We start from the raw sequence: 20045 nt of genomic DNA, 5'->3' as shown, positions 1-20045 counted from the left end.
GGCGCCGTTCCGGGCCGGCGACCCGGTGAACATCGGGTGTCGCCGGGCCCGGAACGGGGCCCTCGCGGAGTGGATCCGGCGGACTAGACCGCGAACTCGATCCCGGCGCCCGGGATGGCGGCGAGCAGCTCGCGGGTGTACTCCTGCTGCGGCGACTCGAACACGGTGTCGGTCGAGGCGTGCTCGACGATCCGGCCCTTCTGCATCACGCAGACGTCGTCGGCGATCACGCGGACCACGGCGAGGTCGTGCGTGATGAACAGATAGGTGAGCCCGAGCTCGGCCTGCAGGTCGGCCAGGAGGCGGAGGATCTGCGCCTGGACGAGCACGTCCAGGGCCGACACCGCCTCGTCGAGCACCACGATCTCGGGCTTGAGCGCGAGCGCGCGGGCGATCGCCACGCGCTGGCGCTGGCCGCCGGAGAGCTCGTTCGGGTAGCGGCTCGCGATGACCCGCGGGAGGGACACCTGGTCGAGCAGCTCGAGCACGCGCTCGCGCTGCGAGGTGCGGTCGCCGACCTTGTGCACCCGCAGCGGCTCGGAGATGGTGTTGCCGATGTTGTGCAGCGGGTCGAGCGAGCCGTACGGGTCCTGGAACACCGGCTGCATCGAGCGCCGCAGCGCCAGCATCTCCTTGCCGCGGAGCTTCTCGGTGCGACGGCCGTCGATCGAGATCGCGCCGGACGTCGCCGTCTCGAGGCCGAGCACGAGGCGGGCGATCGTCGACTTGCCCGAGCCCGACTCCCCCACGAGCGCCGTGGTGGTGCCCTTGGGGATCGAGAACGACACGTCGTCGACGGCCGTGAAGTCCTCGGCCTTCAGCCCGCCGCGGCGGATCTTGAAGACCTTGGTGAGCCCGTCGAGCTCGATCATCGGCCGCGCGGTGGTGGTCGCCGCGCCGTGGTGGGCGCCGGCCGCGCCGACCAGGTCGACCTCTCGGACGGCCTCGGACTCGCCGGGCACCGCCTCGGTGGCCTTCCCGGCGGTCGACTGGATGCGGCGCGAGGCGAGGCTCGGCGCCGCGGCGATCAGGCGCTGCGTGTAGGGGTGCTGCGGGTTCTGCAGCACCTCCACCGAGGCGCCCGACTCCACGATCCGGCCCTTGTACATCACGATGAGCTTCTCGGCGCGCTCGGCGGCGAGGCCCAGGTCGTGCGTGATGAAGAGCAGCGCGGTGCCGTCGGTCCTCGTCAGGGTCTCGAGGTGGTCGAGGATGCGCCGCTGCACGGTCACGTCGAGCGCCGAGGTGGGCTCGTCCGCGATCAGCAGCTGCGGCGACGCGGCCAGGCCGATGCCGATCAGCACCCGCTGGCGCATGCCGCCGGAGAACTGGTGCGGGAACTGCTTGAGCCGCTTCTCGGCGTCCGCGAGCCCGGCGTTCTGCAGGACCTCGATCGCCTTGGCGCGGACCTCCTTGCGGCCGGAGGCGAGGCCGTTGGCCTTGATCGTCTCCTCGACCTGGAAGCCGACCGACCAGACCGGGTTGAGGTTGGACATCGGGTCCTGCGGCACGTAGCCGATCCGGCGGCCGCGGATGTCCTCGAGCTCGGTCCTGGCCGCCTTGGCCAGGTCCTTGCCGTCGAACAGGACGGAGCCGCCGGTGACCGTGCCGGTGCCGGGGAGCAGGCCGATGATCGCCGCGGCGGTCGTCGACTTGCCGGAGCCGGACTCGCCGACGATCGCGACGGTCTGGCCGTGCTCGATCGTCAGGCTGACGCCGCGGAGTGCGGGGACCAGTCCGCTGCCGGTCTGGAAGCCGACCTCGAGGTCGGTGACCTGGAGCAGCGGCCCCTGAGGGGTGCTCGGTGTCGTGGACGTCATCGGAGGGCCCTCGCCTTCGGGTCGAGCGCGTCGCGGAGCGACTCGCCCAGGAGGATGAAGCTCAGCACCGTCACCGTCAGCGCGATCGACGGGTAGATCAGCGTCTGCGGGTTGGTGCGCAGGTCGCGCTGCGCCTGGCTGATGTCGTTGCCCCAGGACATCACCGAGCCGGGCAGGCCGACGCCGAGGAACGACAGCGTCGCCTCCGCGGTGATGGCCGCGCCGAGCGAGATGGTCGTGACGACGATGACGGGGGCGATCGAGTTCGGCAGCACGTGCCGGAACAGGATCGCCATCTTGGACAGGCCCGTCGCGGTGGCGGCGCCGACGAAGTCGGACTGCTTGACGCGGAGGACCTCGGAGCGCAGCACGCGCGCCGTCGTCGGCCAGGCGAACGCTCCGATCGCCAGGGCGATGACGAAGACGTTCCGGTAGGCCGAGAAGACCGACATGATGACGACCGCGGCGAGGATGTAGGGGATCGAGAAGAAGATGTCGCCGAGGCGCATGATCACGGTGTCGACCCAGCCGCCGAAGAAGCCGGCCAGCGCGCCGCCGATGACGCCGGAGACGGTCGTGATGACGATCACGATCAGACCGACGGTCAGCGACGTGGACGTGCCGTGGATGATGCGCGAGAAGACGTCGCAGCCCTGCTTGGTGTAGCCGAGCAGGCTGCCGCCGCCCGGGCCCTGGTTGCTGAACGAGAGCGCGCACTGCCGCGGGTCCACCGAGGTGAACAGGCCGGGGAGCAGGGCGACCGCGATGATCACGACGATCATCACGCCGGAGATCCAGAACATCGGGCGCTTGCGCAGGTCGCGCCAGGCGTCGGTCCAGAGGTTGCTGGGCTTCTCGTCGAGGCTGACCGCGTCGACGGACGCGATCGGCGTCTCCTCGAGCGGGGCGACGAAGTGGTCGATGCGGCGGGCCTTCTGCGCGCCGCCGGAGAACTCATTTGGCATAGCGGATCCTCGGGTCGAGTACGGCGTAGAGCAGGTCGACGAGGATGTTCACCACGAGGTAGAACAGCACCATGACCGTGACGAAGGAGACGACGGTCGGTCGCTCCCCTCGGATGATCGCCTGGTAGAGCGTGTTCCCGACGCCGGGAACGTTGAAGATGCCCTCGGTCACGGTGGCACCGACGATCAGGAGGCCGAAGTCGGCTCCGAACTGCGTGGTGACCGGGATCAGCGAGTTGCGCAGGACGTGCACCGGGATGACGCGACGACGCGAGAGTCCCTTGCTGTACGCGGTGCGCACGAAGTCCGAGCCGGCGGTCTCGATGACCGAGCCGCGGGTCAGGCGGATCGCCGAGGCGACCACGAACAGCGCGAGCACGATCGCCGGGAGCAGGAGCCTCTGGAACGACGCGTCGGCACCGACCGTCGGAGGGAACCAGCCCAGCTGGATCGCGAAGAACGACTGCGCGATGAAGCAGAGCACGAAGATCGGCACCGAGACGAGCAGGAGGCTGACGACCAGGGCGCTCGCGTCGAAGAAGCTGCCCTTGCGCAGTCCGCTGATGAGGCCGATGGTCAGCGCCACGACGATCTCGATGATGATCGCCATCATCGCGAGGGTCAGGGTCACCGGGAAGGTGCGTGCGAGGATCTCGTTGACCGACTGGCCCGAGAACGAGATGCCGAAGTCGCCGCGGACGACGCCTCCCAGGTAGTACAGGTACTGGACGATGAACGGCTCGTTCAGGTGGTACTGCTCCTCGAGGCGGGCGAGGAGCGCGGGGCTCGGCGTCTTGTCGCCGAAGAGCGACAGGAGCGGGTTCCCCGGCATGGAGAAGACCATGAAGTAGATGAGGAACGTGGTGCCGATGAGCACGGGGACGGCTTGCAGGATGCGTCGGACGATGTAGGCGAGCATGTCAGCCCAGCCGGTTCCGGAGTCGCATGGATGGGGACCTCATTCGATTGTGACCGAAACAGGGCGCTCCGCCCGTGCCGTGACCTGGTGGCCGGCGGCACGGGCGAAGCGCCCCAGTGGTTCGAGCTTAGTTCTTGGTGATCTCGTAGTAGAGCGGCACCGAGTTCCAGCCGAACTCGACGTTCGACACGCCCTCGCCGTAGCCGCCGGTCACGTTCGCGTACCAGAGCGGCAGTGCCGGGAGGTCGGTGAGGAGGGTCTCCTGCGCCTGCTGGAACGTGGTGTTCGCAGCGTCGGTGTCGGCGTCGGAGAGACCCGAGGCGACGAGAGCGTCGAACTCGGGGTTCGTGTAGTCGCCGTCGTTCGACGAGGCGCCGGTCACGTAGAGCGGTCCGAGGAAGTTGTAGAGGCTCGGGTAGTCGGCCTGCCATCCGGTGCGGAACGCCGTCTCGATCGAGCGGTCGACGATCTTCGTGCGCGCCTCGGCGAAGGTCGGGTAGGCGTCGCCCTCGGCCTCGATGCCCAGCGTGTTCTTGATCGAGTTGGTCACCGCGTCGACCCAGCCCTGGTGGCCGCCGTCCGCGTTGTAGGCGATCTTGAAGGTGCCGTCCCAGGGGCTGATCGCGTCGGCCTGAGCCCACAGCGCCTTGGCCTCGTCGGGGTTGTACTCGAGCACGTCGGCGCCCTCGAGGGAGTCGCTGTAGCCGTCGATCACCGGGGAGGTGAAGTCGGAGGCGGGGGTGCGGGTGCCCTCGAAGATCACGTCGGTGATCTCCTTGCGGTCGAAGGCCATCGAGATGGCCTGACGGCGCAACTGGCCCTCCTCACCGCCGAAGTGCGCGAGGCGCTCCGGGATGGTGAAGGACTGGAAGATCGCGGCGGGCTGGTTCACGGCGCGGTCGCCGAGGTCGCTCTCGAAGGTGCCGAAGGCGGAGTCCGGGATCTGGTCGACCACGTCGACGTTGCCGCCGAGGAGGTCGGCGTAGGACGCGTCCTGGGTGGCGTAGAAGACGATCTTCAGGCCGCCGTTCTGCGCCTCGCGGGGACCGGAGTAGTCCTCGTTCTTGACCAGGTCGATCTGGACGTCGTGCTGCCACGCGTCGTCGCCGGCCAGCTTGTACGGGCCGTTGCCGATCGGGTTCTCGCCGAACGCGGCCATGTCGTCGAACGCGACGGCGGGCAGCGGGTAGTACGCCGAGTAGCCGAGGCTGATCGGGAAGTCCGACTGCGGGGACTTGAGCGCCACGGTGAAGGTGGTGTCGTCCACGGCCTTGAGGCCGGTGAGCTCGCTGTCCTCGGTGTCGCTGTAGCCCTCGAAGTTCGCGAAGAACGACGAGCTGAGCTGGTTGTTCGAGAGCTTCGCGCCGTAGTTCCAGGCGTCGATGAAGGAGCTCGAGGTCACCGGGTCGCCGTTCGTGAACGTCAGGCCGTCCTTGATGGTGATGGTGTAGTTCTGCGCGTCGTCCGACTCGATCGACTCGGCGACGTCGTTGTTCGGCGCCCCCTCGGCGTCGTAGTAGACCAGGCCCGCGAAGATCTCGTCGAGGATCTTGCCGCCGCCCACCTCGTTGGTGTTGGTCGGGACCAGCGGGTTCTGCGGCTCCGAGCCGTTGGTGGAGATGATCGCGGCGGTGTCACCGCTCGCGTCTCCGCCGCCCGAGTCGTTCGAGCTGCTGCAGCCGGCCAGGACCAGCGTGCTCGCGGCGACGAGCGCCAGAGCTCCGAGGCCGTAACGTCTGATTTTCACAATTCCTCCAGTGGTGTGGGGGCGCGCGAGAAGTGGTTTCCCTGACGCGTGGAGTGCCGTGCGCGTGGCGACGACGTCGGCGCGCGAGACTGGTGGCCACCGCGCGAATGCCTCCGTCGAGACTATGTATCGACTGCCTATCGCCACAAAACGATGAGGAAACCGTTACACAGCGGTAACCAGGAGGTGGAATCCTTGCGCGGATTCGCACGAAACGTGCGTCTGCGCGTCGTTCCGCGCACACCAGCGAATCCGAGGAAGAGGCCCGCGTGTCCACCGCTCCCCCAGCGTCCGCACAGTCCCGGGGCCGGATCGGGGCGGAGATCCTCCTGGTCCTCGGGCTCTCCCTCGGGGCGTCGGCGGTCTACTCCGTCGTCTCGATCGCCAACAAGCTCACCCGCTCGGTCTCGCTCGGGCAGCAGTCGACGACGATCAACGGGGCGCTCAGCGACCGGCCGGCCTTCGACCTGATCTACCAGCTGCTCGCGCTGTTCTTCGACCTCGTGCCGGTGCTGCTCTGCGTCTTCCTGCTCTGGCAGGGCGGCCGGCGTCCGCTCGGGAGACTCGGGCTCGACCTGCGCCGTCCGCTCCCCGACCTCGGCACAGGAGTCGTGCTCGCGGTGGCGATCGGCGCACCCGGCATCGGTCTGTACGCGCTCGGGCGGGCGCTCGGGATCACGGTCGCGGTGGTCGCGTCACCGCTGGACGCCTACTGGTGGACGGTGCCCGTGCTGGTGCTCTCGGCGATCCGGGCGGGGGTGCAGGAGGAGGTGATCATGATCGGCTACCTCTTCGCGCGCCTCGGCGACCTCGGCTGGGGGCGGTGGAGGATCCTGTTCGCGAGCGCGCTGCTGCGGGGCAGCTACCACCTCTACCAGGGCATCGGGCCGTTCATCGGCAACGTGATCATGGGCGTGGTCTTCGGTCTGTTCTACCAGCGCTTCGGGCGAACGCTGCCGCTGGTGATCGCCCACTCGATCATCGACATCGTGTCGTTCGTGGGCTACCCGCTGGCGGTCGCCCTCTGGCCGGAGCTGTTCGCGGCGCCGACCCCGCAGCCGACGCCCTCCGTCACTTCCACCCCCTGACGCCCCTCGTCGTCCGGCGCCGGGCGGCCGATCCGTCACGAACGGTCGTGTCGAGAGAGCGGACACGACCGTCCGCGACGGATCGTCGGCGCGCGTCAGGCGAAGGCCTCGATGGGCGGGCAGGCGCAGACGAGGTTGCGGTCGCCGTAGGCCTGGTCGACGCGGCGGACCGGCGGCCAGTACTTGCCGCGCACCAGCGAGCGGACCGGGTAGACGGCCTCCTCGCGGCTGTACGGGTGCGACCACTCGGCGTCGACGAGGCACTCCGCGGTGTGCGGGGCGTTGCGCAACGGGTTGTCGTCCACCGGCCACTCCCCCGCGCCGACGCGGTCGGCCTCGGCCTTGATGCCGATCATCGCGTCGATGAAGCGGTCGATCTCGGCGAGGTCCTCGCTCTCGGTCGGCTCGACCATCAGAGTGCCCGCGACGGGGAAGCTCATCGTCGGCGCGTGGAAGCCGTAGTCGACGAGGCGCTTGGCGACGTCGTCCACGGTCACTCCGGACGCCGCGGTGAGCGGGCGGATGTCGAGGATGCACTCGTGCGCGACGAGGCCGCTGCCGCCGGTGTAGAGCACCGGGAAGTGCTCGCGGAGGCGGGCGGCGACGTAGTTGGCCGAGAGGACCGCCGCGCCGGTGGCGGCGCGCAGTCCCTCCTCGCCCATCATCCGGGCGTAGGCCCAGGAGATCGGCAGGATGCCGGGGCTGCCGTACGGGGCCGCCGAGACGGGCGCGCCGCCGTGGACGACGGTCTCGCCGTGCTGGCCGACGGAGTGCTCGAGCCGCTGCGCGAGCGGGTGGCCCGGCAGGAACGGCGCGAGGTGCGCCTTCGCGGCGACGGGGCCGACGCCGGGGCCGCCGCCGCCGTGCGGGATGCAGAACGTCTTGTGCAGGTTGAGGTGCGAGACGTCGCCGCCGAAGTCGCCGAAGCGGGCGAAGCCGAGCAGCGCGTTGAGGTTCGCGCCGTCGACGTAGACCTGGCCGCCGGCCTCGTGCACGAGCCGGCAGATCTCGGCGACCTCGTGCTCGTAGACGCCGTGGGTGGACGGATAGGTGATCATCAGGGCGGCGAGGCCCTCGGCGTGCTCCGCGATCTTCGCGCGGAGGTCGTCGAGGTCGACGTTGCCGAGCTCGTCGCAGGCGACGACCACGACGCGCATGCCGGCGAGGACGGCGCTGGCCGCGTTCGTCCCGTGGGCGCTCGAGGGGATGAGGCAGACGGTGCGCGCCTCGTCGCCGCGCGAGCGGTGGTAGCCGCGGATCGCGAGGAGCCCGGCGAGCTCGCCCTGCGAGCCGGCATTGGGCTGCAGGGAGACGGAGTCGTAGCCGGTGAGGTGCGCGAGCCAGCGCTCGAGCTGATCGACCAGGGCGAGCGAGCCCTCGACGTCGGCCTCGGGCGCGAAGGGGTGCAGGCCGGCGAACTCGGGCCAGCTGACCGCTTCCATCTCGGCCGCGGCGTTGAGCTTCATCGTGCAGGAGCCCAGGGGGATCATGCCGCGGTCCAGCGCGTAGTCGGCGTCGGCGAGGCGCTTGAGGTAGCGCATCATCGAGGTCTCGCTGCGGTGCGTGTTGAAGACGGGGTGCACCAGGAACGGAGTGGTCCGCTCCAGCGCGCCGGGGATGCTGCGCGCGGCGCCGGCGAGGACGCCGTGCCGCGCGTCGAGGTCGCCGATCGCGACGGCGACCGCCACGACCTCCTCCGGGGTCACCGTCTCGTCGAGGGCGACCGCGACGGTGTCCGCGTCGACGAGGCGCAGGTCGAAGCCGGCCTCGCGGGCGCGGGCGACGGCCGCCTCCGCACCCTGTGGGACGACGACCGCGACGGTGTCGAAGAAGTCGGCGTGCCGGAGCGCGTGTCCGCGGTCGAGCAGGAGCCGCGCCAGCAGGGCGGCACGGGAGTGCACCTGCTCGGCGATCCGGGCGAGGCCGTCCGGACCGTGGTAGACCGCGTACATCGCGGCCATCACGGCGAGGAGGACCTGCGCGGTGCAGATGTTCGAGGTCGCCTTCTCGCGGCGGATGTGCTGCTCACGCGCCTGCAGCGAGAGCCGGTAGGCGGGGTTGCCCGCCGCGTCCTGGCTGACGCCGACGAGGCGGCCGGGGAGCTGGCGCTCGAGGCCCTTGCGGACGGCGAGGTAGCCGGCGTGCGGTCCGCCGAAGCCCATCGGGACGCCGAAGCGCTGGGTGGTGCCCACGGCGACGTCGGCACCGAGCTCGCCCGGCGAGCGGACGAGAGTGAGTGCGAGGAGGTCGGCCGCCACGATCGCGAGACCGCCGTGCGCCTTGACCGCGCCGAGGACGGCGGACGGGTCCCAGAGGTGACCGGAGGCACCCGGGTACTGGACGAGGGCGCCGAAGGACTCGGGCACGTCGTCCGCGTCGGTGCGCGAGAGCGGCAGCTCGACGATGCGGATGCCCACCGCCTCCGCCCGGCCGCGCAGCAGCGCGAGGGTCTGCGGCAGCGCGTCGGAGTCGACGACGAAGACGTCGGTCTTCGCCTTCGAGGCGCGGCGGGCGAGCAGCATCGCCTCGACGACGGCGGTGCCCTCGTCGAGCATCGAGGCGCCGGCGGTGTCGAGACCGGTGAGGTCGGCGACCATCGTCTGGAAGTTGATCAGCGCCTCGAGCCGGCCCTGGGAGATCTCGGGCTGGTACGGCGTGTAGGCCGTGTACCAGCTCGGGTTCTCGAGGACGTTGCGCTTGATCACGGCCGGGGTGAGCGTGCCGTGGTAGCCCATGCCGATCAGCGGGCGGCGGACGGTGTTGCGCGCGGCGAGGGCGCGCAGCTCGGCCAGCGCCTCGGCCTCGGTGGCCGGCGCGGGGAGCACGGGCGCCAGGTCGCGGACGTGGATCGACTCGGGGACGGCGGCCTCGACCAGCGCGTCGACGGAGTCGTAGCCGAGGGCGGCGAGCATGGTGCGCTGGGCGTCGGCGTCGGTCCCGATGTGGCGGGACTCGAACTCTCCGGGGGTGCGGGCCGCCATCTACTCGCCCACCAGCTCGTCGTAGGCGGCGGCGTCGAGCAGGCCGTCCGGCAGCGCGTCGAAGCGCACCTTGATCAGCCAGCCGTCGCCGAAGGGGTCGGCGTTGACCAGCTCGGGGCTGTCGACGACCGCGGCGTTGGTCTCGAGGACCTCGCCGTCGACCGGTGCGAACAGCTCGCCGACCGACTTGGTCGACTCGATCTCGCCGACGACGGAGCCGCCCTCGACCCGCGTGCCCGCCTCGGGCAGCTCGACGAAGACGACGTCGCCGAGCTTGTCGGCGGCGTAGGCGGTGATGCCGACGGTCGCGGTCTCGCCCTCGACCAGGATCCACTCGTGGTCGGAGGTGTACTGGAGCTCGGTGGGAACGGCCATGGTCAGTTCTTCTTTCTGGAGTAGAAGGGGAGCTCGGTGACGGTCATCGGGAGCCGGCTGCCGCGGATGTCGACGGAGACGACGCTGCCGGGCTGCGCGGAGGCCGGCGCGACGTAGGCCATCGCGATCGGCACGCCGAGGGTGGGCGAGAGGACGCCGCTCGTGACGACGCCGATGACGTCGTCGTCGGGGCCGTGAACGCTGTACTCGGCGCGGGCGGCGCGGCGGCCCTCGCCGATCAGGCCGACCAGCACGGGGGCGTCGCCGGACGGGCCCTCCTCGCTGGCCGCGCGGCCGACGAAGTCGATCGGCTTGCCGAGGGCGACGACGCGGCCGAGGCCGGCCTGCGCGGGGAAGACGTCGCGGGAGAGCTCGTGGCCGTAGAGCGGCATGCCCGCCTCGAGGCGGAGGGTGTCGCGCGCGGCGAGCCCGGCGGGGACGAGGCCCGCGCCGGCGCCGGTCTCGGCGAGCGCCTCCCAGAGCTCCGGGGCGGTGTCGGGGGCGACGTAGATCTCGAAGCCGTCCTCGCCGGTGTAGCCGGTGCGGGCGATCAGGATCGGGTGCGCCTCGAAGGTGGCGGGGACGGCGCGGTAGTAGCGCAGCTCCTCGAGCAGGCGGGCGGCGTCGTCGGTGTCGAGCACCGACTCCTCGCCGCGGTCGACCTCGATCGCGAGGCCCTGCACGTTCTGCAGGATCTCCAGCGAGCGCGGGCCCTGGATCGCGATCAGGGCGACGTCGTCGCTCTCGTCGTAGAGCTCGCACTCGAACATCGCGGTGCGGTCGCGCAGCTGCTCGGCGACCACGTGGCGGTTGGCCGCGTTCGCGACGACCATGAAGCGGTCCTCGCCGGTGCGGTAGACGACGAGGTCGTCGATCACGCCGCCGGTGCGGTCGAGCAGGAGGGTGTACTTCGCCCGGCCGACGGCGACGGCGGAGAGGTCGCTCGCGAGCGCGTAATCGAGGGCGTCCACCGCCTCGGGTCCGACGACGAGGATCTCGCCCATGTGGGAGAGGTCGAAGAGGCCCGCCGCGGTGCGGACCGCGTGGTGCTCGGCGAGGTCGCCGGAATAGCGGACGGGCATCCACCAGCCGGCGAAGTCGGTGAAGGAGGCGCCGGCGGCCACGTGCACGTCGTGCAGCGGCGAGCGGCGGGGCTCGGTGCTCGGCGCGGTGGCGTCGGGCGAGTCGATCTCGATGCCGCCGGTCTCGGGGGCGCCGGACTCGACAGGGGCCGTCTGAGCGGAGATGCCTTCGACAGTGTTCTCGTCGGCAGAGTTTTCTTCGGACATGTGGGAGTTCTCCATTTCGTCGCAGTGCTGCGCACGCGCCCGCACAGGTCGGTGATGCGTGGCACAGCAGTGCCGTGGGAACTCCCCCTCTGTCGTGGTGCCTGAGAGATTCACGCCGCCCCTCGCGGGGCGATCGCTTTCACCATCGGCGGATCCTCTGCGGATCGCTTTCCAGAGTGGCCAGTTCGACGCGGTACAAGACCTGAGAGATTGGCGGGGAGGCTTGCTCCTTCGGTGCCGACCGGAGTCGGCTCTCCCGCGTCGCGTATGCGGCCCGGTATTCGGTTGTCCGCTCACCCTAGCGGGCGGGCGCGCGCGCTGTCCCTCCCCCTCGCGAGATGCCACTTGTGCACGCTTTCCTCGGCGTGTCGCGTGCACAAGTGGCATCTCGAGGCGGGGAGGAGGACGGGTGCCGGGGTGGTGTTCGGGTCGGGGTGACACTAAGCTTCAGGGAGTCGTTAGGGTCAGGGTGACCTTTAGGGAGGGGCTCGTGGAGGCAGCAGTGCCGCAGCTCGCGGTGTCGACCGTGATCTTCGCGCTGCGCCCGCACCCGGAGACCGGGGCCGCCGCCGTCTGGATCCCCGTCGTCCGTCGCCTGCGCGATCCCTACCAGGGGCTCTGGGCGCTGCCCGGCGGCCCGCTCCGGCCCGACGAGGACCTCGCCGAGGCGGCGCGCCGCACCCTCCGCGAGACGACGGGCCTCGCTCCGCGCTACCTCGAGCAGCTGTACGCCGTCGGCGGCACCGAGCGCTCCCGCGGCGAGCGCCGCGTGGTCTCGATCGTCTACTGGGCCCTGGTGCGCACCTCCGAGGCCGACGCAGCGATCGTGGACGAGAACGTCGCCTGGCTCTGCACCGATCTGCTGCCCGAGCTGGCCTTCGATCACGGGCTGATCGTCGACTACGCCCTCTGGCGCCTGCGCAACAAGATGGAGTACTCCCGGATCGCGCAGGCCTTCCTCGGCGAGACGTTCACGCTCGCCCAGCTGCGCGAGGTGCACGAGGCCGTCCTGCAGAAGCCCCTCGACCCGGCGAACTTCCGCCGGACGATCGAGGCCTCCAAGACCGTGGTGCCGACCGAGCAGCGGCTGACGGGCACTCGTCACCGCCCGCCCCGGTTGTACCGCTACGACGGGTCCGTGGCACTCGTCGACAACGGGCCCCTGCCGGTCTAGCACCGGCCGCCGCCCGCACCAGGCCGCCGCCGGCCCCGCACCGGCCGCCGCCGCCGTCCGAACCGCACCATCGAGGAGACACCGTGACATCGGTCGACAGCACCATCCAGCTCATCGAGCGGGGAGCCGCCCCCGGCGCGACCTGCGCGCCCGAGCTCGCCGAGGCGCCCTGGGCGTTCGACCTCGGCCTCCCGGCCTACGGACCCGGCGCCTCGCAGGCGGACCCGATCCCCGCCGCGTCGCCCGTGCAGGGCCGGCTGCCCGACGAGTACACCGCGGCGAGCGCCGACGAGCTGCACCGCCGCATCCTCGCGGCGAAGGAGACGCTGGGCGAGCGCGTCGTCGTGCTCGGCCATTTCTACCAGCGCGACGAGGTGGTGCAGTACGCGGACTTCGTCGGCGACTCCTTCCAGCTCGCGAAGGCGGTGGCGAACCGGCCCGACGCCGAGGCGATCGTCTTCTGCGGCGTGCACTTCATGGCCGAGACGGCGGACATCCTCTCCCGGCCGGACCAGGCGGTCATCCTGCCGAACCTCGCCGCGGGCTGCTCGATGGCCGACATGGCCGACATCGACTCGGTCGAGGACGCCTGGGCCGAGCTGACCGAGCTCTACGGCACCGAGCCGGACGCCGACGGCCGCGTGCCGCTGATCCCGGTGACCTACATGAACTCCTCCGCGGCGCTCAAGGCGTTCTGCGGGCGCAACGGCGGCGTGGTCTGCACCTCGTCGAACGCGACCACCGTGCTCGAGGACGCATTCGCGCGCGGGCAGCGGGTCCTCTTCTTCCCGGACCAGCACCTCGGCCGCAACACCGCGAAGGCGATGGGCGTGCCGCTCGAGCGGATGCCGATGTGGAACCCGCGGAAGCCGGGCGGCGGCTCGGACGAGGCGACGCTGCTCGACGCGCAGGTCATCCTCTGGCACGGCTTCTGCTCGGTGCACAAGCGCTTCACCGTCGCGCAGATCGAGCGCGCGCGGCTCCAGCACCCGGACGTCCGCGTGATCGTGCACCCGGAGTGCCCGATGGCGGTCGTCGACGCGGCGGACGAGTACGGCTCGACCGACTACATCGTCAAGGCGATCCAGGCGGCGCCGGCGGGCAGCACCTTCGCGATCGGCACCGAGATCAACCTCGTGCAGCGCCTCGCCGTGCAGTACCCGCAGCACACCATCTTCTGCCTCGACGACGTGGTCTGCCCGTGCTCGACGATGTACCGGATCCACCCGGGGTACATCGCCTGGGTGCTGGAGGGGCTCGTCGCGGGGACGGTGCACAACAGGATCTCGGTCGACGACTCCGTGCAGGACCAGGCGCGGGTGGCGCTCGAGCGGATGCTCGCGGCGGTTCCGCCGGCCGGGCCCGTGGCTCCTGCTCCCGTGGCAGGGGTCTGACATGGCCCGCGTCGTCGTGGTCGGCAGCGGGATCGCCGGCCTGGTCGTCGCCCTGCTGGCCTCGCGCCGGCACGAGGTCGTCCTCGTCACCAAGGGCGCGCTCGCGGAGTCGAGCACGCGTGCCGCGCAGGGCGGGATCGCCGCCGTCACGGCGGCGGGAGACTCCGTCGCGCTGCACGTCGAGGACACCCTGACCGCGGGCGCCGGGCTCTGCTCGCGCTCGGCCGTCGAGGTGCTCTGCGCCGAGGGCCCGGCGGCGGTCGCCGCGCTGCAGGCGTGGGGCGTCGGCTTCGACCGCGACGGCGACGACCTCGCCCGCGGGCTGGAGGGGGCGCACTCGCGGCCGCGGATCCTGCACGCCGGCGGCGACGCGACCGGCTCCGCGATCGAGGAGGCGCTCGTCGCCGCGGTGCGCGCCGCCGCCGTCACGGTGCTCGAGGAGACGGTGCTGGTCGACCTGGTGCGGCCGGGAGCCGCCGTGACCGGCGTGGACGTGCTGCGGGACGGACGGGTCGAGCGGATCGACGCCGACGCGGTCGTCCTCGCGACCGGCGGCGCCGGGCAGCTCTACCGGCACACCACGAATCCCGCGGTCGCGACCGGCGACGGGCTCGCCGCGGCGCTCCGGGCCGGTGCCCAGACGGCCGACCTGGAGTTCTACCAGTTCCACCCCACCTGGCTCGCGCTGGCCGGCGGGTTCCTGGTGTCGGAGGCGGTCCGCGGCGAGGGCGCGGTGCTGCGCGACGCCGCGGGTGAGCGCTTCCTGGTCGGGGTGCACCCGGACGCCGAGCTGGCGCCCCGCGACGTGGTCGCCCGTGCGATCGCCGACCGGATGCTGCTCCAGGGCGGACTGCCGGTGCACCTCGACGCGCGCGCCATTCCCGCGGACGTGCTCGCGCACCGCTTCCCCACCATCTCCGCCGCCTGCCGCGCGGGCGGGCTCTCGCTCGCCGACGACCTCATCCCCGTGACGCCGGCCGCGCACTACTGGATGGGCGGGATCGCCACCGACCTCGACGGGCGGAGCAGCCTCCCCGGGCTCTTCGCCGTCGGCGAGGTCGCCTGCACCGGCGTGCACGGCGCGAACCGGCTGGCGTCGAACAGCCTGCTCGAGGGCGTGGTGTTCGCGCGGCGGGTCGCGGCGGCGCTCGACGGACCGCCTGCGGAGCCCTCGTCCGAGGCGCCGGAGCTCTCCGCCCTCGTGCCGCTCGCGCTCGACCGCGCGCAGCTGCAGGAGACGCTCTGGACCGGCGCGGGACTCTCGCGCGACGCCGCGGGCCTCGAGACGGCACGGACCTCTCTCGCCGCCGCCGGCTCCCCCGCGCCGCTGTCGAGAGCGACGCTGGAGGACGCGAACCTCCGCGCCTGCGGTCTCGCCCTGATCGACGCCGCCCTGGCCCGCGCCGAGTCGCGCGGCGCCCACCACCGCACCGACCACCCCCACCCCTCGGCGAGCGCCTACCGCGTCGCCGGTACGAGAAAGGTCGCCGTCCCGTGCTGACCCGTCAGAGCATCGAGCGCATCGTCACCCTGGCCCTGGAGGAGGACGCCCCCTGGGGCGACCTCACCTCCGACACCCTCCTGCCCGCCGACGCGACGGCCTCCGCGGCCCTCGTCGCCCGCGAGCCCGGCGTCTTCAGCGGCGGCGCGGTGCTGCTCGGCACGTTCCTGCAGGCCGACTCGCGGATCCGCGTGCAGGACGTCGCCGCGGACGGGACGGTCTTCGCGGCCGGCGACGTCCTCGCGCGGATCGACGGCCCCGCCGGCGGGGTGCTGCGCGGCGAGCGCGTGGCGCTCAACCTCGTGCAGCGGATGAGCGGCATCGCGACGCTGACCGCGCGCTACGTCGAGGCCGTGGCGGGCACGCGCGCGCGCATCGTCGACACCCGGAAGACCACGCCGGGACTGCGCGCCCTCGAGCGGCACGCGGTGCGCAGCGGCGGCGGGCACAACCACCGCTTCTCGCTCTCGGACGCGATCCTGGCGAAGGACAACCACCTCGCGATCCTCGCTCAGCGCGGACTCGACCTGACGGAGGCGCTGCTCGCCGCGCGCACGGCCGTCTCGCACACGACGCACATCGAGGTCGAGGTCGACCGGCTGGAGCAGATCGGCGCGGCCCTCGCCGGCGGCGCCGACACGATCATGCTCGACAACTTCACGCCCGAGCAGCTGGCGCAGGGCGTCGCGCTGATCGGCGGCCGGGCCGTTGTCGAGGCCAGCGGCGGGGTGAACCTCGAGACGGTCCGCGCGATCGCCGAGGCCGGCGTCGACGTGATCTCCGTCGGCGCGCTCACGCACAGCGTCCGCTCGCTCGACCTCGGCCTCGACATCGCGATCGAGGCTCCGGCCGCGTGATCTACCTCGACCACGCGGCGACCTCGCCCGTGCGCCGCGAGGTGCTCGAGGCGATGTGGCCGTTCCTCACCGGTGAGTACGGCAACCCGTCGAGCAGTCATGCGCTGGGCGCGTCGGCGGCGCGCGCGCTGGAGGAGGCGCGGCGGCACGTGGCGCGCTTCCTCGGCGGGCGCGGCTCGGAGGTCCTCTTCACCTCGGGCGGGACGGAGTCGATCAACACGGCGGTCAAGGGCATCGCGCTCGGTGGTCTCGCCGCGGGGCGCGGCCGGCACGTCGTGATCTCGGCGATCGAGCACGAGGCGACGGTGGAGTCGGCCGACCATCTGCGGCGGCTGCACGGCTTCGAGGTGTCGGTCGCGCCGGTGGACGGCGAGGGGCGGCTCGATCCGGAGGCGCTCGCCGCGCTGCTGCGGCCGGACACGGCGCTGGTCTCGGTGCTCGCGGCGAGCAACGAGATCGGCACGCTGCAGGACGTGCCGGCGATCGCGGCGCTCTGCCGGCCGCACCGGATCCCGCTGCACGTGGACGCGGTGCAGGCGGCGGGCTGGATCGACCTGGCCGGCCTCGGCGCGGACGCGGTGTCGATCTCGGGGCACAAGCTCGGGGCGCCGAAGGGCGTGGGGGCGCTGCTGCTGCGCAGTCGCGTGCCGTTCGAGCCGCTCGTGCACGGCGGCGGTCAGGAGCGGGCGCGGCGCTCGGGGACCGAGAACGTGGCGTTCGCGGTGGCCCTCGGGGCGGCGGTGCAGCTCGTGGATCCCGCGCGGGGCGCCCGCGTCTCGGCGGTGCGCGACACGTTCGCGGCGCGGGTGGCGGCGGAGGTGCCGCGGGCCGTGCCGCTCGGGGCGGCGGAGCACCGGCTCCCCTCGATCGCGTCGTTCGTCGTGCCGGGACGCAGCGGCGAGTCGATCCTGCTCGCCCTGGAGGAGCGCGGCGTCGTGGTGTCCAGCGGCTCGGCCTGCGCGGCCGGCCGCGACGAGCCGTCGCCGACGCTCCTGGCGCTCGGCCTCGAGCCGGCCGTCGCCCAGACGGCGGTGCGGTTCAGCTTCGGCGCGGAGTCGACGCCCGCGGACGCGGACGCGGCGGCGGACGCGTTCGCGGCGGTGCTCAAAGGTTAGCTCGAGCCGTGCCGAGCCCCTGAGCCGACGTCGCGCGCCGATTCCCCGCCATTCCTGACCATTCGCGATTCTCGGTGCCGCATCCTACCTATCGTTTTCCGCAGACAAGGGCGACGATGCCCGCGTAATGGAAGGACGATGATGCGACTCCAGTTGACTAAATGGACATCCCTGACCGCGATGGCGGGGCTGATCGGTGCCGCGCTACTTGCCGCTACACCGAATTCGGCCAGTGCAATTCAATACAGCGGTAGATATTTCACGACTTCATCCGCGTGCCGCGCAGAAGTGAAGGCGTACCGGACCGAGGGCTGGAAGATCCTCAAGAACTGCCCCTTCGTGGATGGATATGGGTACCTCATTGACGCCTCGAAGGGTTGAACCAGAACGCAGCCCTGAAAGAGTCCGCCCCGAAGTAGAGCAATCGCGGGCACGGTTCCGAAGTCGCTCGTCCCAGACGACTGCGGTCATTGCTGCCGCGTGTTTCGTCCTCAGTGGGTGCACAACTGCATCTCCCCGTGGGAAGGAGCCGACTCCTGTCCCGTCTACAACCATTGGCACTTCAGACGCTGCAACGACGAACCAAGCAACGAGCTTGAATCTCGAGACCTTCAATTCGATCAATCGGGCCACTGTCGCGACGATCGGCGATCCGACCGGCCGGGATCTTGCCCTGGCCCTCATTGCTGGCGGCTTCGCTCGGGCTGATGTAGAGATCACCGTCGATATCACGACGGCGGAGGAGCGGGCCGATGCGGTCTTCGTCGCGGTGAAAGTCGGTGACTCGTGCTTCGTGGGTCAGTACCGGCACAAGGCGTCAGGTGAGGACGGTGACACGAAATACCTCGGGGCGAGCGTCGCACCACTCGCCACCGGTCGGTGCCTGATCGGGGATCCGGTTCCCGTCGAGTGACGATCGCGCGGGCGTCCTGCTGATCGAGTAGCCCGCAGAGCGGGCGTATCGAGATCCACCGGCGACAGACGAGACGACTGTCGACCTGCCCTGCTGGGGACGGTGGGTCTCGATACGCCCCTTCGGGGCTACTCGACCAGCATGCAATCGCGATACACCCCTGCGGGGCTGCTCGACCAGCATGCAGTCGCGGCAGGCCCCTGCGGGGCTGCTCGACCAGCATGCAGAACGGCGGCGGAGGCGCGCCGTCGCACCACCACTCACCTCGCGGCCGACACGCCGGTTGTGCGACGGATGTCGGCCGATCGGGAATGTCGGAGGCGCCTGGCAGTGTTCTGAGTCTCGTACCACCCGTCGCATCGACGTCACCCTGGCGATGCGCCCCCTCACGACGATCCCCTTCACGACCGGAGACGCACCAGTGACCGAGCGCACCCTTCCCGAGACGCGGCCCGCCGCCGCGACCGACACGCCCTCGACGGCCCTCGATCCGCGCAGCCGCCTGGTGATCAGCCTGCTGCTGGTCTCGGCCTTCGTCGTCATCCTCAACGAGACGATCATGAGCGTGGCGCTTCCCGACCTCATGCGCGACTTCGGTGTCGAAGCTCACGTGGGCCAGTGGCTGTCCACCGCGTTCATGCTGACGATGGCGGTCGTCATCCCGATCACCGGCTACCTGATCCAGCGGCTGCACACCCGCACGCTCTTCGCCGCCGCGATGACCCTCTTCAGCCTCGGCACGCTCAGCGCCGCGCTCGCGCCGACCTTCGAGGTCCTGCTGGCCGCGCGCGTCGTGCAGGCCGGCGGCACGGCGATCATGATGCCGCTGCTGATGACCACCGTGATGACCCTCGTGCCGCCGGCGATCCGCGGCCGGATGATGGGCAACATCTCCATCGTCATCTCGGTCGCACCCGCCGTCGGGCCGACGATCTCGGGCGTCATCCTCAACTTCCTCAGCTGGCGCTGGATGTTCTGGATCGTGCTGCCGATCGCCGTCGGCGCGCTGATCCTGGGCCTCCGCAAGGTCGAGAACGTCACCGAGCCGCGCAAGATCCCGATCGACTCGCTCTCCGTCGTCCTCTCGGTCTTCGGCTTCGGCGGCCTGGTCTACGGCCTGAGCAGCCTCGGCGAGGGCGGCGAGGCGATCGTCGCTCCCTGGGTGCCCTTCGTCGTCGCCGGTGTCGCGCTCGCCGCCTTCATCGTCCGCCAGCTGCTGCTGCAGAAGACCGACCGCGCCCTGCTGGACCTGCGCACCTTCTCCTCGGGCAACTTCACCGTGGTCATCGTGATGATGGCGGTGAGCATGTCGGCGCTCTTCGGCACGCTGATCCTGCTCCCGCTCTACACGCAGAACGTGCTCGGCCTCACCCCGCTCGAGACCGGTCTGCTGCTGCTGCCGGGCGGGCTGCTGATGGGTCTGCTCGCGCCGTTCGTCGGCCGCGGCTACGACCGCTTCGGCCCGCGGGTGCTGCTGGTGCCCGGCTCGATCATCGTGGCCGGTGCGCTCTGGGGCTACACGACGCTCGACGAGAACTCGGTCTCCTGGTTCATCCTCTCCCTGCACGTGGTGCTGAGCCTCGGCCTCGCGCTGGTCTTCACTCCGCTGTTCACCGCGGGCCTCGGCTCGGTGCGCCCCGCGCTCTACTCGCACGGCAGCGCGATCATCGGCACGGTCCAGCAGCTCGGCGGCGCGGCCGGCACGGCGCTGTTCGTCACGGTGCTCTCGGTGCAGTCGGCCGCGCTCGCCCGCGAGGGCGTCGACGAAGTCGTCGCCACGGCGGGCGGCATCCACTCCGCGTTCGTCTGGGGAGCCTCGATCGCGACCGCCGCGATCGTCGCCGCCTTCTTCGTGAAGCGCCCCGCCGAGACGGACGGCCCGCGGCCGATGGTCGCGCACTAGGCCG

At 71.2% G+C, this 20045-nt stretch carries 15 protein-coding genes and 1 riboswitch; of the genes, 8 read left to right on the top strand and 7 right to left on the bottom strand.

What is annotated here, in order from left to right; all coding sequences use genetic code 11:
* Positions 1 to 83: 83 nt before the first annotated feature.
* From MT355_RS06370 to MT355_RS06355, 4 genes are all read right to left on the bottom strand, one after another.
* Positions 84 to 1820, bottom strand: a complete 1737-nt coding sequence (locus tag MT355_RS06370) for an ABC transporter ATP-binding protein (RefSeq protein WP_243598922.1) — start codon at positions 1818 to 1820, stop codon at positions 84 to 86.
* The gene (locus tag MT355_RS06365; RefSeq protein ID WP_123445446.1) at positions 1817 to 2785 is read right to left on the bottom strand and encodes an ABC transporter permease; all 969 of its coding nucleotides are present in this window, start codon (positions 2783 to 2785) and stop codon (positions 1817 to 1819) included. Before MT355_RS06365 ends, MT355_RS06370 begins: the two co-directional genes overlap by 4 nt.
* Positions 2775 to 3704, bottom strand: coding sequence for an ABC transporter permease (locus tag MT355_RS06360; protein WP_123445445.1), 930 nt, complete (start codon positions 3702 to 3704; stop codon positions 2775 to 2777). Before MT355_RS06360 ends, MT355_RS06365 begins: the two co-directional genes overlap by 11 nt.
* A gap of 127 nt (positions 3705 to 3831) precedes the next feature.
* Positions 3832 to 5451 (bottom strand): ABC transporter substrate-binding protein, encoded by a 1620-nt coding sequence (locus tag MT355_RS06355; RefSeq protein WP_123735315.1) that lies wholly within the window; start codon positions 5449 to 5451, stop codon positions 3832 to 3834.
* Between the two features lie 269 nt (positions 5452 to 5720).
* Here MT355_RS06355 and MT355_RS06350 point away from each other — a divergent pair, with 269 nt between their 5' ends.
* The gene (locus MT355_RS06350; protein ID WP_243598921.1) at positions 5721 to 6539 is read left to right on the top strand and encodes a CPBP family intramembrane glutamic endopeptidase; all 819 of its coding nucleotides are present in this window, start codon (positions 5721 to 5723) and stop codon (positions 6537 to 6539) included.
* 95 nt (positions 6540 to 6634) lie between these two features.
* On the opposite strand, the gene gcvP is transcribed toward MT355_RS06350, so the two are convergent.
* The 3 genes from gcvP to gcvT are packed head-to-tail and all read right to left on the bottom strand — an operon-like array spanning position 6635 to position 11184.
* On the bottom strand, positions 6635 to 9520 hold the full coding sequence (gene gcvP, locus MT355_RS06345) for an aminomethyl-transferring glycine dehydrogenase (protein WP_243598920.1): 2886 nt from the start codon (positions 9518 to 9520) through the stop codon (positions 6635 to 6637).
* Positions 9521 to 9895: a glycine cleavage system protein GcvH gene (gene gcvH, locus MT355_RS06340; RefSeq protein ID WP_243598919.1), complete on the bottom strand. Its 375-nt coding sequence runs from the start codon at positions 9893 to 9895 to the stop codon at positions 9521 to 9523.
* 2 nt (positions 9896 to 9897) lie between these two features.
* Positions 9898 to 11184, bottom strand: coding sequence for a glycine cleavage system aminomethyltransferase GcvT (gene gcvT, locus MT355_RS06335; protein WP_243598918.1), 1287 nt, complete (start codon positions 11182 to 11184; stop codon positions 9898 to 9900).
* A gap of 181 nt (positions 11185 to 11365) precedes the next feature.
* Positions 11366 to 11453, bottom strand: a riboswitch (glycine riboswitch).
* A gap of 221 nt (positions 11454 to 11674) precedes the next feature.
* Here gcvT and MT355_RS06330 point away from each other — a divergent pair.
* The 7 genes from MT355_RS06330 (at position 11675) to MT355_RS06300 (ending at position 20041) form a co-directional block, all read left to right on the top strand.
* On the top strand, positions 11675 to 12358 hold the full coding sequence (locus MT355_RS06330; protein ID WP_123445439.1) for an NUDIX domain-containing protein: 684 nt from the start codon (positions 11675 to 11677) through the stop codon (positions 12356 to 12358).
* Positions 12359 to 12441: 83 nt separating this feature from the next.
* A complete protein-coding gene (nadA, locus tag MT355_RS06325; RefSeq protein ID WP_243598917.1) occupies positions 12442 to 13752 on the top strand; it encodes a quinolinate synthase NadA in 1311 nt (436 codons plus the stop codon).
* A 1-nt stretch (position 13753) separates the two neighbouring features.
* Positions 13754 to 15253 (top strand): L-aspartate oxidase, encoded by a 1500-nt coding sequence (gene nadB, locus MT355_RS06320; RefSeq protein WP_243598916.1) that lies wholly within the window; start codon positions 13754 to 13756, stop codon positions 15251 to 15253.
* On the top strand, positions 15247 to 16110 hold the full coding sequence (nadC, locus tag MT355_RS06315) for a carboxylating nicotinate-nucleotide diphosphorylase (protein WP_243598915.1): 864 nt from the start codon (positions 15247 to 15249) through the stop codon (positions 16108 to 16110). The genes nadB and nadC overlap by 7 nt, the downstream gene beginning before the upstream one ends.
* On the top strand, positions 16107 to 17225 hold the full coding sequence (locus MT355_RS06310; RefSeq protein WP_243598914.1) for a cysteine desulfurase family protein: 1119 nt from the start codon (positions 16107 to 16109) through the stop codon (positions 17223 to 17225). Before nadC ends, MT355_RS06310 begins: the two co-directional genes overlap by 4 nt.
* 595 nt (positions 17226 to 17820) lie before the next feature.
* A complete protein-coding gene (locus MT355_RS06305) occupies positions 17821 to 18138 on the top strand; it encodes a hypothetical protein (RefSeq protein ID WP_243598913.1) in 318 nt (105 codons plus the stop codon).
* Between the two features lie 376 nt (positions 18139 to 18514).
* Positions 18515 to 20041, top strand: a complete 1527-nt coding sequence (locus tag MT355_RS06300; RefSeq protein ID WP_123735304.1) for a DHA2 family efflux MFS transporter permease subunit — start codon at positions 18515 to 18517, stop codon at positions 20039 to 20041.
* Positions 20042 to 20045 lie beyond the last annotated feature (4 nt).

Source organism: Rathayibacter sp. VKM Ac-2929, assembly GCF_022815495.1.
GTDB classification, from domain to species: domain Bacteria; phylum Actinomycetota; class Actinomycetes; order Actinomycetales; family Microbacteriaceae; genus Rathayibacter; species Rathayibacter festucae.
The sequence above is the reverse complement of the archived record's forward strand: the minus strand, read 5'-3'. Positions and strand labels throughout refer to the sequence as shown.